Here is a 13660-nt window from a genome sequence, read left to right on the forward strand (position 1 = left end):
ACCGCTCACGCGGCCTTGATCTTGAAGCCGTCGGCGTACTTGGCCGGCTCCTTGCCATCCCACACCACGCCGTCGATCAGCTTGCTGCTGCGCATGGCGTCCTTGGGCACGCTGATCTTCATCGCGCTGGCCACTTGCCTATACAAGTCGACCTGGTTGATCTGCTTGGCCACGCCCAGGTAGTCCGGGTGCTCGCGCAGCAGGCCCCAGCGCTTGTGCTGGGTGAGGAACCACATGCCGTCCGACAGGTACGGGAAGTTCACCGCGCCGTCGTTGAAGAACTTCATGTGGTTGGGGTCGTCCCAGGTCTTGCCCATGCCGTCCTGGTAGCGGCCCAGGATGCGCTGGTTGATCGCGTCGACATTGGTGTTGACGTAGCTCTTGTCGGCCACGGTCTCGGCCATCTTCAGCTTGTTCTGCAGGCTGGCGTCGATCCAGCGGCTGGCTTCCAGCACGGCCATCATCACCGCGCGGGTGGTGTTGGGGTACTTCTTGGTGAACTCGCCGGTGGTGCCCAGCACCTTCTCCGGGTGGTCCTTCCAGATGTCCTGCGTGGTCACGGCGGTGATGCCGATGCCGTCCATGATGGCGCGGTGGCCCCAGGGCTCGCCCACGCAGTAGCCGTCCATGTTGCCCACGCGCATGTTGGCCACCATCTGCGGCGGCGGCACGGTGATGACCTTGGCGTCCTTCATGGGGTTGATGCCCACGCTGGCCATCCAGTAGTACAGCCACATGGCGTGGGTGCCGGTGGGGAAGGTCTGCGCGAAGGTGTAGTCGCGCTTTTCCGCCGCCATGGCCTTGGCCAGCGAGGCGCCGTCCACCGCGCCCTTGTCGGCCAGCTTCTTCGACAGCGTGATGGCCTGGCCGTTGTTGTTCAGGGTCATGAGCACGGCCATGTCCTTGCCCTTGTTGCCCGGCATGCCCACGCCCAGGTGCACGCCGTAGATCAGGCCGTACAGCACATGCGCCATGTCCAGCTCGCCGTTGACCAGCTTGTCGCGCACGCCCGCCCAGGAGGCTTCCTTGGTGGGGATGATCTTCACGCCGTACTTCTTGTCGAAGCCCAGCACCGAGGCCATCACCACCGACGCGCAGTCGGTCAGCGGGATGAAGCCGATGCGCACTTCCTCCTTCTCGGGCTTGTCGGAGCCCTGCGCGTACACGGCGGTGTTGAGGCCGGGCACGACGCCCGCGGCCGTGGTGGCTGCGGCGGCGGCGACGAGGTTGCGGCGTCCCATGTTGATCTGATCCTTGGCTGGCATGTGGTCCCCGATGCTGACAGGCTGAAAGGCAAAACAAAAAGGCGTCCCTCACAGGCCCCGGGCTTCGCCTCGGGGTGTGGGGGACGCCTTCGTCCTTGTCTCGTGCCGCGCCAACGCTGGCGCACCACGATGTGTTCAGGAGATCGCCGTTGACCTCTTGCTGCGCTACAAAACGCAAGCGCCGTGCCAGCGAAATCGCCCCGGCTTGGTGCCGCAGCGGCTTGCTTGTCTAGCCAAGCAGGTCGGACACGTCGACGATGCGCTGGGCCACGTCGGCCAGCTTCAGGCCCTTGTCCATCGCCGTCTTGCGCAGCCGCGCATAGGCTTCTTCCTCGGGGATGCCCTGGCGCTTCATCAGGATGCCCTTGGCCCGCTCGATCACCTTGCGCTCGCTGAGCTGGCTGCGGGCTTCGGCCAGGTCCTGGCGCAGGCGCTCCTCATGCTCGAAGCGCGCCAGCGCGATGTCGAGCACCGGCTTGATGCGCTCGGACGCCAGCCCGGCCACCACGTAGGCGGTGACGCCGGCGGCAATGGCGTCGCGCACATGGGTGGTGTCCTCGTCGTCGGTGAACAGCACGATGGGCCGGCGGGCATCGCGCGTGGCCATCACCACGTGCTCCAGCGTGTCGCGGGCCTGGCTCTCGGCATCCACCACGATCATGTCGGGCTGGATCTGGGCCAGCCGGTCGGGGAGGAAGACGTCCACCGGCAGCACCGCCACGATGTTGTAGCCCGCCTCCAGCAGGCCGATGCGCAGGCTGCGCGAGCGCTCGGCCTCCCACCAGGCATCCACGTCGTTCGGCTCGGGAGACAGCGACTCCGGCGCGACGATGACGATGCGCAAGGGCGACGGGGGCGGCGACGGCATGGGGGCTTGGCGAGCAAGGTTCGCGCCACCCGACGGGCGCTGACTACACTGGGCGGCATGAATGTACTCGGCATCGAATCGTCCTGCGACGAGACCGGTGTGGCCCTGGTCGCGAGCAAAGGCACCGGTGTGCCGCGCCTTCTTTCCCATGCGTTGCACAGCCAGATCGACATGCACCAGGCCTATGGCGGCGTGGTGCCGGAACTGGCCTCGCGCGACCACATCCGCCGCGTGCTGCCCCTGGCCCGGCAGGTGATGGCCGAGGCCGGCCTGGGCTTCAAGGACGTGGACCTGGTGGCCTTCACCCGCGGCCCCGGCCTGGCCGGCGCGCTGCTGGTGGGCGCGGGCGTGGCCTGTGCGCTGGCCGCCGCGCTCGACCGGCCGACGCTGGGCGTGCACCACCTGGAAGGGCATCTACTGTCGCCCTTCCTGTCGGCCGATCCGCCGCGCTTTCCGTTCGTGGCGCTGCTGGTGTCCGGCGGGCATACGCAGCTGATGCACGTGGCCGGCGTGGGCGAGTACGAGATGCTGGGCGAGACCATCGACGACGCCGCCGGCGAGGCCTTCGACAAGTCGGCCAAGCTGCTCGGCCTCGGCTACCCGGGCGGGCCGGCGCTGTCGCGCATGGCGGCCTTCGGCGATGCCACGGCATTCGCGCTGCCGCGGCCGGTGCTGCACAACGGCAACCTGGACTTCAGCTTCGCCGGCCTGAAGACGGCGGTGCTCACCCAGGTGCGCAAGCTGGGCAGCAATGTGTGCGAGCAGGACCGGGCCAACCTGGCCGCCAGCACCCAGGCCGCCATCGTGGAAGTGCTGGTGAAGAAGTCGATGCGCGCGCTGCGCGAGGCAGGCGCGGACCGGCTGGTGGTGGCCGGCGGCGTGGGCGCCAACGGCGAGCTGCGCGCCCAGCTGAATGCGGCCTGCCAGAAGGCACGGGTGCGGGTGCACTACCCGGAGCTGGACCTGTGCACCGACAACGGCGCCATGATCGCGATGGCGGCGGCGATGCGGCTGCAGGCCGGCCGCGCCGTGCCGTCACACGACTATGCCTTCGACGTGCGGCCGCGCTGGCCGCTGCAGTCGGTCGAGTGAGGCCGGCGATTCCGGGCGGGCCGCGCTCAGCGGCCGCCGTCCAGCGTGTGCAACGAGGCGGTGTCGCGGGCGGCGCCTGCTCGGTCCACTTCGCGCACCTCCACGTCCACCACCTCGCCCTGGCGGAGCTGCCGGCCGAAGGCGGCGCCGCGGCGCTGGGCGAAGGCCGCCGCGAGGTCGATCGTGGGCTGGCGGCCGCGCAGCTTCTGCCAGCCCCACCAGCCGAAGAAGGCCACTGCGCCCACGAACAGCGTGGCCCACAGCAGCAGCATGCCGGCCACCGCCATCAAGCCGGCCAGCACCAGCGTCAGGCCTCGGGCGAGGCCGCTGCCGCGGCCGGGGAATGCAAACTTGGTGTTCATGGGTGTGTGAGGGCCGGCCGGCGGCCGAGTTCCGCCGCCAAGGCGCGCCGCAGGTTTCGCTTGTGCAAATCAGGGCAGCCGCCGGTCCTCGGCGTCGATGTACAGCGTGGCGCAGTCGTAGCCGAAGTCGAAGGCCTCCTGCAGGCTGCGCAGCTGGATCTGCGGCAGCGGCACGCTGACCTCGGCCTCGCTCTCCGACCCGCGCACGCCCACATGCAGCGGCCACATCTGGCCGGCCAACGGCTCGGTGGTGGACAGGCGGATGCGGTAGCCGCTGTGCGCACCGTAGCCTTCGATGCGGCGGCCCTTGCGTGTGATCTCGTATTTCATCGTGGGCAGGATGGCAGGCAAGCAGCCCGCAGCGGGGTGGAGCAATCGACGTGCCCTTGACGCTGCGCGGGCTTGGGGCAGCGGGCCTGGCCGCGGCCTGCGTGCTGGCCCAGGCGGCCGATCGGCCGATCGCGGCCATCCAGGGCAGCGGCGCTGCCAGTCCGCTGCAAGGGCAGGTGGTCAGCACCACCGGCGTGGTGACGGCGGTGCTGGCCGGCAGCTTCCACCTGCAGGACCCGGTGGGCGACGGCGATGCCCGCACCTCCGAAGGCCTGCAGGTGCATGCCCGGGCCCGCCAGGGCCTGGTGCCTGGCATGCGGGTGCGCGTCACCGGCCGGGTGGTGGAGTGGGCGCCGCGCGGCGCAGCGCCGGGCACCGGCACCACGCAGCTGGACGAGGTGAGCGGCATCGAGCTGCTGGGTCCGGCCCCGCGGCCGGTGGAGCCGCTCGCCTTGCGGCTCCCGCTGCCCGCCGGCCACGACCTGGAGCGGCATGAAGGCATGCTGGTGCGGCTGCTGGGCCCGCTCACCGTGCTGCGGAACGACCTGCTGGGCCGGTACGGCCAGCTCACGCTCGCGGCCGGCGGCCGCCAGCAGATCCCCACCGACCTGCAGCGCCCCGGCCCGGCCGCGCTGCGCCTGGCCCGGCAGCAGGCTGCGCTGCGCATCGTGCTGGACGATGGCCGCAGCAGCACCCATCCGTCGCCGGTGCCGTTCCTCCATGCCGATGGCACGCTGCGCGCAGGCGAGACCACGGCCGAGGTGGTGGGCGTGCTGGACCAGGGCCCCATCGGCCTGCAGGCCGGCGGTGCGCAGGGCTGGCGGCTGCAGGCGGTGCAGCCGCCGGTTTTCCAGCGTCCGCAGCCGCGCCCGGGCACGCCGCCGGCCGTGGGCGGCGAGCTGCGGGTGGCCAGCTTCAACCTGCTCAACTACTTCACCCGGCCCAACCCGCAGCGCGGTGCCGACAACGCCGAGGAACTGGCCCGACAGCAGGCCAAGCTGGTGGCGGCGCTGCAGGCCATCGGTGCCGACGTGCTGGGGCTGATGGAGATCGAGAACCACCCGCAGGCGCCGCAGCACCTGGCCGATGCGCTGAATGCGGTGATGGGCGCGGGCACCTATGCGGCCGTTCCCCAGGCCGCCTTCACCGGCACCGATGCCATCCAGGTGGCGCTGCTGTACCGCCCGGCACGGCTGCGGCGGCTGGGCGCGCCCGCCACCGATGCCGACCCGGTGCACCACCGCCCGCCCCTGGCCCAGCGCTTCCAGCCGGTGGACGGCGGCGAGCCATTCACCGTGATCGTCAACCACTTCAAGAGCAAGCGCTGCGGCGATGCCCAGGGCGCCGACGCCGACCAGGCGGACGGCCAGGGCTGCTTCAGTGCCCGCCGCGTGGCGCAGGCGCGGGCGCTGGCGGGCTTCGTGCAGCGGCAGGGGCCGCAGGCGCTGGTGATCGGCGACCTCAATGCCTATGCGCAGGAAGACCCGCTGCAGCGGCTGCGCCAGGCCGGTCTGGTGGACCTGCTGCAGCAGCATGCGCCCGGTGCCCACACCTATGTGCACGACGGCGCGGCCGGCCGGCTGGACCATGCGCTGGCGTCGCCGGCGCTGGCGCCGCGGGTGGCCGGCGCGGCGGTGTGGCACATCAATGCCGACGAGCCGGCGCTGCTGGACTACAACCTGGAAGGCCGGGCGCCGGGCTGCAGCCGCTGCGCACCGGACGCCTGGCGGCCCGATGCCTTCCGGTCGTCCGACCACGATCCGGTGATCGTCGGCCTGCGCCGCCGGCGCTGAGGGCGGCGAGGAGGGTATGTGATGGATGCGGTGTCCGACCTGGCGTTCTTCGTGATGCTGTCGCAGCGCGGCAGCCTGGCTGCCTGCGCGCAGGAGCTGGGCGTCACGCCGCCCACCGTCAGCAAGCGGCTGGCCGCATTGGAAAGGCGGCTGGGCGTGCGGCTGCTCAACCGCACCACGCGCCGCATGGCGCTCACCGCCGAAGGCGAGGCCTACGTGGCCGAAGGCAGCCGGCTGATCGCCGAGCTGGCGCAGCTGGAGCAGCGGGTGGCCGCCGCCCGGGGCACGCCGCGCGGGCTGCTGCGGGTGCATGCCACGCTGGGCTTCGGCCGGCGCTACATCGCGCCGCTGGTCTCGCGCTTCATGCAGCAGCATGCCGACGTGGACGTGCTGCTGCAGCTGAGCGACAAGCCGCCCGGCCGCGACGAGGGCCACTTCGACGTGATGGTGCGCGTGGGCGAGCTGCGCGACGCGCGGCTGAACGCCCGACGGCTGGCGCCCAACCGGCGGCTGCTGGTGGCCTCGCCGCTGTACTTGAAGCAGGCGGGCGAGCCGCGCACACCGGCCGAGCTGCATGCGCATGGCTGCATCGTCATCCGGCAGGACGAGGAGACCTTCGGCAGCTGGCAGCTGCGCCAGGGCAGCCGCAGCGAGACGGTGAAGGTGCGCGGCCGCTGCAGCACCAATGACGGCGAGACCGCGATGGCCTGGGCGCTGGACGGCCACGGCATCCTGCTGCGCTCGGAGTGGGACGCGGCGCCCTACCTGCGCTCGGGCCGGCTGCAGCAGGTGCTGCCGGGCTGGACGGTGCCCTCGGCCGACATCCATGCGGTGTACCCCACCCAGCACAACCTGGCCGCCCGCACGCGTGCCTTCATCGACTTCCTGGCCGAAGGCCTGGCCGACAGGCGCCCGACCCGGCGCGGCGCGGGCGGGTGGTAAGCTGGGCTCGCCTGACCGCGTGCCGCGTCAAGGTCTCAGGTTGGCGGCCTTGATGGCCGGCGCCCAGTCGTTCACCTGCTTGCCCACGAAGCCCGCGAAGGCTTCGCCGTTGAGCTTCATCGGCGTGATGCCCAGTTCCTCGAAGCGCTTGACGATGGCCGGCTGTGCCGCCACGTCGGCCAGGGCGGTGGCCAGCTTGTCGGTCACGTCCTTCGGCAGCCCGGCGGGGCCGGAGATGCCGAAGTAGTTGTCGGCCACCAGGTCGGCATAGCCCAGCTCCACCACCGTGGGCACTTCTGGCGCCAGCGGCGAGCGGCTGCGCGAGGTGACGGCCAGGCCCTTGATCTGCCCGCTCTTGAGCATCGGCACGTAGGCGGTGATCACGTCGATGCCCAGCGGGATCTGCCCGGCGATCAGGTCGGTGGTCATCGGCGCGCCGCCGCGGTAGGGCACGTGCGTCATGTCCAGCTTCATGTCGACCTTGATCATCTCGCCGACGATCTGGCCGATGGAGCCGGGCCCGCCGCTGCCGAAGCTGATGTTGCCCTTGGCGGCGGCCACGGCCTTGGGCAGGTCCTTCAGCGTGGCCATGCCGGCCTGCGGATTGGCCATCACCAGCACCGGCGCCACGCCCAGCATCGCCACATGGGTGAACTGCCTGACCGGGTCGTAGGGCGGCTTGGCCAGCGTGAAGGGGCCGATCGACAGCGGCGTGCTGTTCGACAGCATCAGCGTGTAGCCATCGGGGGCGGAGCGTGCCACCTCGGCGCCGCCGATGGTGCCGCCGGCACCCGGCTTGTTGTCCACCACCACCGTCTGGCCCAGGGCCTTGCCCAGCGGGCCGGCGATCTCGCGCGCCACGATGTCGCTGGCGCCGCCGGCGGCGAAGGTGACGACGATGCGGATCGGCTTGTCGGGCCAGGCGGCCTGCACCGCGCTGGCGCCCGCGGCCAGCGCCAGCGCGGCCAGCAGCGACAGGACGCGGCGCGGGCCGCGGGGCGAGGAGGGGGTCAGGGCAGGGCGCATGGGCGGCTCCGGTACGGGCGGGTGGATCGACGGCAGGAACAGGGGCGGCGTGCGGGTGGCCGCTCAGGCGGCTTCATGCACGCGCTGGGCCAGCCGCAGCCGGGAGATGGCGGCGATCTCGTCGAGCGCATGCCGCAGCTCGGTGTCGCGTGTGTTGTGCAACCGCTGCAGGAAGGCCTGCAGCGCACTGGCCCGGTCGTGCCGGCGGATGCACAGGATGAAGGGGAAGCCGAAACGCTTGCGGTAGGCGGTGTTGAGCGCATCCCATTGCGCGGCCTCGTCGGCGGCCAGCGCCTGCAGCGCCAGGCTGCCCTGCTCGTCGGCCGAATCGGCGGTCATGGTGCCGGCGCGGGCGGCGCTGCCGGCCAGTTCCGGGTGCCCGCGCAGCAGGGCCAGCAGCGCGGGCTCGGGCAGCGCCTGCAGCACGGCCATCATGGCCGCATGCAGCGCATCGACGCTGCGGAAGGGGCGGGCGGGCAGCGCGGCTTCGGCCACCCAGGGCGCATGCTCGAACACGGTGCCCAGCACCGTGAGGAAGCGTTCCGGCGGGCAGCTGTTCAGCTCGGCGAGGGTGGGCGGCAGGTCCATGCAGGCATGCTAGGCAGCGGCTGCATTGCCGTCCATCAGCATCGAGGCAATACTGCGTGCTCCAAATCAGTACGCAGGAGCCGCCGTGCGCCACTCGCTGTTGCCCACCGTGCTGCGCTACATCGACCAGGTGGCCCGCTCCGGCTCGGTGCAGGGCGCCGCGCGCGAGCTGCATGTGGCCGCCTCGGCAGTCAACCGCCAGGTGCTGCAGCTGGAGGAGGAGCTGGGCGTGGCGCTGTTCGAGCGGCTGCCGCGCGGCATGCGGCTGACCTCGGCCGGCGATGCGGTGGTGGCGCTGGCCCGCCGCTGGCGCCATGACGAACGCCGGCTGGTGGCCGACATCCGGCAGATGCAGGGCGTGTTCCAGGGCAGGGTGCGCATCGTGGCGATGGACAGCCACAGCACCAGCGTGCTGCCGGCGCTGGTGGAGCGGCTGGGCGCCGAGCATCCGCGCATCTCGCTGGACATCGACATCCGCAGCACCGACGAGGCGGTGGCCGCGCTGCTGGCCGGCCAGGCCGACGTGGTGGCCGGCTTCAACCTCAGCCCGCGGCGCGAGCTGCTGGCGCTGTGGCAGGCCACGCTGCCGCTGGGCTGCGTGGTGGCGCCGGGGCATGCGCTGGCCGGCCTGCCCAGCGTCAGCCTGCAGGAGGTGGGCGCCCATCCCATCGTGCTGCAGAGCAAGGCGCTGCTGATCCGCCGCTACCTGGAGGCGCATTACCACTGGCTGTTCGCCGACAGCCGCACGCGGGTGGAGACCAACTCGCTGCAGCTGGTGAAGATGCTGGCGCGCCAGGGCCGGCATGTGGCGCTCACCTCGGAGCTGGACGCGGCGCCGGAGCTGATTGCCGGCACGCTGTGCTTCGTGCCGGTGCGCGACCAGGGCGCCGAGCCGCAGACGGTGGCCGTGGCCATCGACGCCGGCAAGCCGCCGGGGCCGATCGTGAAGACGGTGGCCACGGTGCTGGCCGAGTGCATCGCGGCCTGCCTGGAGGAAGTGCGGCGCGTGGCCGCGGCCAGCGGCCTCAGCCGCCCGCTTTCCTGACGGTGTAGCCGGCCGCCTGCAGGTGGGCGACGACCTTGTCGCGGTGGTCGCCCTGGATTTCGATCACGCCGTCCTTCGCGGTGCCGCCGCTGCCGCACAGGGTCTTGAGCCGCGTGCCCATGGCCGACAGCGCCGCAGGCTCCAGCGGCAGGCCGCGCACGATCGTCATCGCCTTGCCGCCGCGGCCCTTGGTCTCGCGGCCCACGCGCAGGATGCCGTCGGCGGCGGCCAGCTTCTGCTGCGCGGCCAGCGCGGCGCACTGGCACCGGGCCAGCGGCTGCCGGCATTGCGGGCACATCCGGCCGGCGTCGGTGGAATAGACCAGGCCGCCGCTGGCGGCCGGTGAGGAGGAAGCGCGGGATTTCATGGCAGCAGGTTAAGCCCTGCAGACCGCTTCGCCCCCGCGCGGCTGCCTACACTCCCGGCCTTCGCCGCCGCTTCATCCTGCCGTTCCATGCGCATCGACCAGCTCCGCCAACGCCTGCGCGCCCTGGGCGCCAAGCCCACCCACGAGGCGCGGCTGCTGCGCCAGTGGGTGCAGGCGCGTGCGCTGGAGGGCGGCCGCAGCCAGGCCGAGCACTTCCTGCCGCGGGCCATCCGCCAGGCGCTGCCGGCCCTGGGCGCGGAGCTGGCCGGCCTGGCCACGATCAGGTCGGCCCATCCGGCCGAAGACGGCGCCGAGCGGCTGCTGGTGGCGCTGGCCGATGGCCAGGCGGTGGAAAGCGTGCTGCTGCCGCGCGACGGCGTGTGCGTGTCCACCCAGGTGGGCTGCGCGGTGGGCTGCGTGTTCTGCATGACCGGCCGCGACGGCCTGTTGCGCCAGGTGAGCAGCGCGGAGATCGTGGCCCAGGTGGTGCTGGCCCGCCAGCGCCGGCCGGTGAAGAAGGTGGTGTTCATGGGCATGGGCGAGCCCGCGCACAACCTGGACAACGTGATGCAGGCCATCGAGCTGCTTGGGCAGGAAGGCGGCATCGGCCACAAGCAGCTGGTGTTCTCCACCGTGGGCGACGAACGGGTGTTCGAGCGGCTGCCGCAGGGCCCGGTGAAGCCGGCGCTGGCACTGTCGCTGCACAGCACCTTCGCCGCCAAGCGGGCCGAACTGCTGCCGCGCGCGCCGCGCTTCGACCCCGCCGCGCTGGTGGAGGCCGGCGAGCGCTATGCCCGCGCCACCGGCTACCCGATCCAGTACCAGTGGACGCTGCTGGCCGGCATCAACGACGGCGACGACGAGCTGGACCGCATCGCCACGCTGCTGCAGGGCCGCTACGCGATGATGAACTTCATCCCCTACAACACCAACGAGGGCCTGCCGTTCCGCCGGCCCGATGGCGAGCGCGCGGCCGAGATGGCGCGGGCATTGAACCGCCGCGGCGTGCTGACGCGGCTGCGCTGGTCGGCCGGCCAGGACATCGACGGCGGCTGCGGTCAGCTGCGCGCGCGGGAGGCCGTGCCGCGGCGCACGGCGCGCAGCATCCCCATCGCCGCGGCCTGAAGGCGCCGCGGGCCGGTATTCAACGGGCGGCGGTCACCCGCCAGATGATGTTGCCCACGTCGTCGGCCACCAGCAGGCCGCCCTTCTTGTCGATGGCCACGCCCACCGGCCGGCCCTGGGCCTTGTCCTCGGCATTGATGAAGCCGGTGAGCACCTCCACCGGTGCGCCGGCCGGCTTGCCGCCCTGGAAGGGCACGAAGATCACCCGGTAGCCGCTGCGCGGCTTGCGGTTCCAGCTGCCGTGCTGGCCCACGAACATGCCGTTGGCAAAGGCCGGCGGCAGGCTGTTGCCGGCCGACCAGGCCAGGCCCAGCGAGGCGGTGTGCGGGCCCAGCGCGTAGTCGGGCTTGATGGCCTTGGCCACCAGGTCCGGGCGCGGCGGCTGCACCCGCTCGTCCACGTTCTGGCCGTAGTAGCTGTAGGGCCAGCCGTAGAAGCCGCCGTCCTGCACCGAGGTCATGTAGTCCGGCACCAGGTCGCTGCCGATCTCGTCGCGCTCGTTGACCGCGGTCCACAGCATCTTGCTGTCGGGCTGCCAGGCAAGGCCCACCGGGTTGCGCAGGCCGGAGGCATACACCCGCTGCGCGCCGCTGGCTGCGTCGATCTCCAGGATGGCGGCGCGGCGCTCCTCCTCGGCCATGCCGTGCTCGGCGACGTTGCTGTTGCTGCCCACGCCCACGTAGAGCTTGCTGCCGTCGGCGCTGGCGATCAGGCTCTTGGTCCAGTGGTGGTTGCGGCCGGCCGGCAGGTCGGCGATTTTGGTGCCGTTGCCTTCGATCCTCGGCGCGCCGGCCTTGTAGTCGAAGCGCACCAGCGCGTCGGCATTGGCCACGTAGAACTTGTCGCCCACCAGCGCCATGCCGAAGGGCGACATCAGGTTCTCCAGGAAGACCGAGCGCTGCTCGGCCACGCCGTCGCCATCGGCATCGCGCAGCAGCGTGATGCGGTTGGCGCTGGGCACGCCGGCGCCGGCCTTGGCCATCACCTTCTTCATCACCCAGCCCTTGATGCCGCCGCTCTTGTCCTCCGGCTTGGGCGGGGCATTGGTCTCGGCCACCAGCACGTCGCCGTTGGGCAGCACGTACAGCCAGCGCGGATGGTCCAGGCCTTCGGCGAAGCGGGCCACGGTGGTGCCCTGCGCGGCCTGGGGCGCGGCGCCGGCCGGCCAGGCGCTGGCCTCGGCCACGTTCACCGTCGGGATCAGCGACTTGTTGGGCGCCGGCAGCTTGGGATCGGGGCCGATGCCGTCCTGCACCTGCAGGCTGGCGGTGTCGCCGCAGCCGGCCAGGGCCAGCAGCAGGGCGGCCGATCCGGCGGCCAGCACGGGTCGGTAGGTTCGGTGGGCAGGGCGCATGGCGGTCTCCGGAAAAGGGATGCCGCCTCGTGCGCGGGCGGCCCGGCCGGGCGGCAACGGCCGTACCTGCGCATGATCTTGTCAGACAACGCCTCATGCGGCGGTGGGACTTGCGCGCGATGCGCCGCCGGCCGCTTCACAGGGGCAGGGCGCGCGCGTAGCCTTGGCGGCAATGCCAGGAGCAAGAGATGTCCGCACTGCGTTCCGATAGCCGCCCGCCCGTCCGATACAACCGCATGCCTGTGGCGCCGCGTCCCGCGCTGCGGTCGGTGCCCTTCCACCTGCCGCAGCCGCGGCCTGCGCTGGAAGAGGATGACAACCTCGCGCCGTGGCTCACCGTCTATGCCGACGAGGACGAGCCCGGCAGCGACGAGGAACTGCTGCTGGAGCAGCCCGACCTGGCGCGCCAGCCGATGCGTCCGGGCAGCGCTGCCGCCTGACACGCCAGCCGCGGGGCGGCCGGTACCATGCCGGCATGAATGCTTCGCTCAACGACCCGCACGCCCAGGAAGACAGCCCCGAAGACACCGCCATCCACGAGCCGCGCCTGTGGCGCGACAACGGCTGGACGGCCCGCGTCATCAAGAACGAGGACGACGACGGCTGGGCGGTGGAGATGGTCAAGCAGGGCGAGCCCGAGCCCGCGCTGGTCGGCCCCTGGACCATGGGCCGCGACAAGAAGAACCCCAAGCCGCTGGACACCGCCGCCTTCAACACCCTGGTCAAGACCGCCAGCGAGGTGCTGCGCCGGCATGAGCAGCAGCTGCATGCGCTGCTGCACCAGCAGCTCACCGTCACCGCGGCCCAGGGACCGGTGAGCGTCACGCTGGACATCATGCCCGACGACGATGATCCGCATGCCCTGCTCACCGCCGAGGACGAAGCCGGCGAGCAGCTGGCCCAGGTGCGCGTGGCCGCCGGCTTCAAGCTCAACCGTGCCAGCGCCACCGCCTGGATCGACAGCGGCTTCGCCAAGCCGCGCTGAGACGCGCGGGCCGGCTCAGCCGGTGGGCGCCTCCAGCTCCATTGCGGTCAACCACAGGCGCACGTCGAACTCCAGCTGGTGGTAGGCCGGCTCCATGTGGGTGCACAGGGCATAGAAGGCCTTGTCGTGCTCGCGCTCCTTCAGGTGCGCCAGCTCATGCACCACGATCATGCGCAAGAAGGGCGCCGGTGCTTCCTTGAACAGGCTGGCCACGCGGATCTCGCGCTTGGCCTTGAGCTTGTTGCCCTGCACCCGCGACACCGTGGTGTGCGTGCCCAGCGCATGCTGGATGACCTTGAGCTTGTTGTCGTAGGCCACCTTGCTGAGCGGGGCCGCATTGCGCAGGTACTGCGCGCGCAGCTCGCCGACGTAGTCGTACAGCGCGCGGTCGGTGCGCACCTCGTGCGGCTCGGGATACCGGCGCGCCAGGCTGGGGCCCAGCTCACCGGCATCGATGGCCCGCTGCACCTGGGCGATCAGCTCGGGCGCATAGCCGGTGAGGTACTTCAGGGTCAAGG

Annotated in this window: 16 protein-coding genes; 7 read left to right on the forward strand and 9 right to left on the reverse strand. The window is 71.6% G+C overall.

Features of this window, described 5'->3' with window-relative positions; genetic code table 11:
* Nucleotides 1–5: 5 nt before the first annotated feature.
* Nucleotides 6–1265, reverse strand: coding sequence for a CmpA/NrtA family ABC transporter substrate-binding protein (locus VO99_RS23075; protein ID WP_046115298.1), 1260 nt, complete (start codon nt 1263–1265; stop codon nt 6–8).
* A 229-nt stretch (nt 1266–1494) separates the two neighbouring features.
* Nucleotides 1495–2133, reverse strand: a complete 639-nt coding sequence (locus tag VO99_RS23080; RefSeq protein WP_046115299.1) for an ANTAR domain-containing response regulator — start codon at nt 2131–2133, stop codon at nt 1495–1497.
* Nucleotides 2134–2190: 57 nt separating this feature from the next.
* Here VO99_RS23080 and tsaD point away from each other — a divergent pair, with 57 nt between their 5' ends.
* On the forward strand, nt 2191–3225 hold the full coding sequence (gene tsaD, locus VO99_RS23085; protein WP_046115300.1) for a tRNA (adenosine(37)-N6)-threonylcarbamoyltransferase complex transferase subunit TsaD: 1035 nt from the start codon (nt 2191–2193) through the stop codon (nt 3223–3225).
* 26 nt (nt 3226–3251) lie between these two features.
* Here tsaD and VO99_RS23090 read toward each other — a convergent pair whose 3' ends face one another.
* Nucleotides 3252–3587, reverse strand: a complete 336-nt coding sequence (locus VO99_RS23090) for a hypothetical protein (protein WP_046115301.1) — start codon at nt 3585–3587, stop codon at nt 3252–3254.
* A 69-nt stretch (nt 3588–3656) separates the two neighbouring features.
* A complete protein-coding gene (locus VO99_RS23095) occupies nt 3657–3917 on the reverse strand; it encodes a hypothetical protein (protein WP_046115302.1) in 261 nt (86 codons plus the stop codon).
* 50 nt (nt 3918–3967) lie between these two features.
* On the opposite strand from VO99_RS23095, the gene VO99_RS23100 reads away from it, so the two are divergent.
* Both VO99_RS23100 and VO99_RS23105 read left to right on the forward strand, forming a co-directional pair.
* Nucleotides 3968–5710: an ExeM/NucH family extracellular endonuclease gene (locus VO99_RS23100; protein ID WP_198157035.1), complete on the forward strand. Its 1743-nt coding sequence runs from the start codon at nt 3968–3970 to the stop codon at nt 5708–5710.
* A gap of 21 nt (nt 5711–5731) precedes the next feature.
* Nucleotides 5732–6652: a LysR family transcriptional regulator gene (locus VO99_RS23105; protein ID WP_046115303.1), complete on the forward strand. Its 921-nt coding sequence runs from the start codon at nt 5732–5734 to the stop codon at nt 6650–6652.
* 27 nt (nt 6653–6679) lie between these two features.
* Here VO99_RS23105 and VO99_RS23110 read toward each other — a convergent pair whose 3' ends face one another.
* Together VO99_RS23110 and uraD are read right to left on the reverse strand one after the other, a co-directional pair.
* A complete protein-coding gene (locus tag VO99_RS23110) occupies nt 6680–7678 on the reverse strand; it encodes a Bug family tripartite tricarboxylate transporter substrate binding protein (RefSeq protein WP_157039725.1) in 999 nt (332 codons plus the stop codon).
* A 63-nt stretch (nt 7679–7741) separates the two neighbouring features.
* On the reverse strand, nt 7742–8266 hold the full coding sequence (gene uraD, locus VO99_RS23115; protein WP_046115304.1) for a 2-oxo-4-hydroxy-4-carboxy-5-ureidoimidazoline decarboxylase: 525 nt from the start codon (nt 8264–8266) through the stop codon (nt 7742–7744).
* An 85-nt stretch (nt 8267–8351) separates the two neighbouring features.
* On the opposite strand from uraD, the gene VO99_RS23120 reads away from it, so the two are divergent.
* On the forward strand, nt 8352–9311 hold the full coding sequence (locus VO99_RS23120) for a LysR family transcriptional regulator (protein WP_046115305.1): 960 nt from the start codon (nt 8352–8354) through the stop codon (nt 9309–9311).
* Here VO99_RS23120 and VO99_RS23125 read toward each other — a convergent pair.
* Nucleotides 9292–9678, reverse strand: a complete 387-nt coding sequence (locus VO99_RS23125) for a translation initiation factor Sui1 (RefSeq protein ID WP_046115306.1) — start codon at nt 9676–9678, stop codon at nt 9292–9294. The genes VO99_RS23120 and VO99_RS23125 overlap by 20 nt on opposite strands.
* An 87-nt stretch (nt 9679–9765) precedes the next feature.
* Here VO99_RS23125 and VO99_RS23130 point away from each other — a divergent pair, with 87 nt between their 5' ends.
* Nucleotides 9766–10803: an RNA methyltransferase gene (locus tag VO99_RS23130; RefSeq protein WP_046115307.1), complete on the forward strand. Its 1038-nt coding sequence runs from the start codon at nt 9766–9768 to the stop codon at nt 10801–10803.
* Nucleotides 10804–10822: 19 nt separating this feature from the next.
* Here VO99_RS23130 and VO99_RS23135 read toward each other — a convergent pair whose 3' ends face one another.
* Nucleotides 10823–12157 (reverse strand): PQQ-dependent sugar dehydrogenase, encoded by a 1335-nt coding sequence (locus VO99_RS23135; RefSeq protein WP_046115308.1) that lies wholly within the window; start codon nt 12155–12157, stop codon nt 10823–10825.
* Nucleotides 12158–12393: 236 nt separating this feature from the next.
* Here VO99_RS23135 and VO99_RS23140 point away from each other — a divergent pair, with 236 nt between their 5' ends.
* Together VO99_RS23140 and VO99_RS23145 are read left to right on the forward strand one after the other, a co-directional pair.
* Nucleotides 12394–12597 (forward strand): hypothetical protein, encoded by a 204-nt coding sequence (locus tag VO99_RS23140; protein ID WP_046115309.1) that lies wholly within the window; start codon nt 12394–12396, stop codon nt 12595–12597.
* A gap of 35 nt (nt 12598–12632) precedes the next feature.
* Nucleotides 12633–13142, forward strand: coding sequence for a hypothetical protein (locus VO99_RS23145; RefSeq protein WP_046115310.1), 510 nt, complete (start codon nt 12633–12635; stop codon nt 13140–13142).
* A gap of 15 nt (nt 13143–13157) precedes the next feature.
* On the opposite strand, the gene VO99_RS23150 is transcribed toward VO99_RS23145, so the two are convergent.
* Nucleotides 13158–13652 carry a YgjP-like metallopeptidase domain-containing protein gene (locus VO99_RS23150; protein WP_046115325.1) on the reverse strand — a complete coding sequence of 165 codons (495 nt, stop codon included), beginning with the start codon at nt 13650–13652 and terminating at the stop codon, nt 13158–13160.
* Nucleotides 13653–13660: the final 8 nt, after the last annotated feature.

Origin of the sequence: Aquincola tertiaricarbonis, assembly GCF_000969605.1 — a bacterium.
GTDB classification, from domain to species: Bacteria; Pseudomonadota; Gammaproteobacteria; order Burkholderiales; family Burkholderiaceae_C; genus Aquincola; species Aquincola tertiaricarbonis.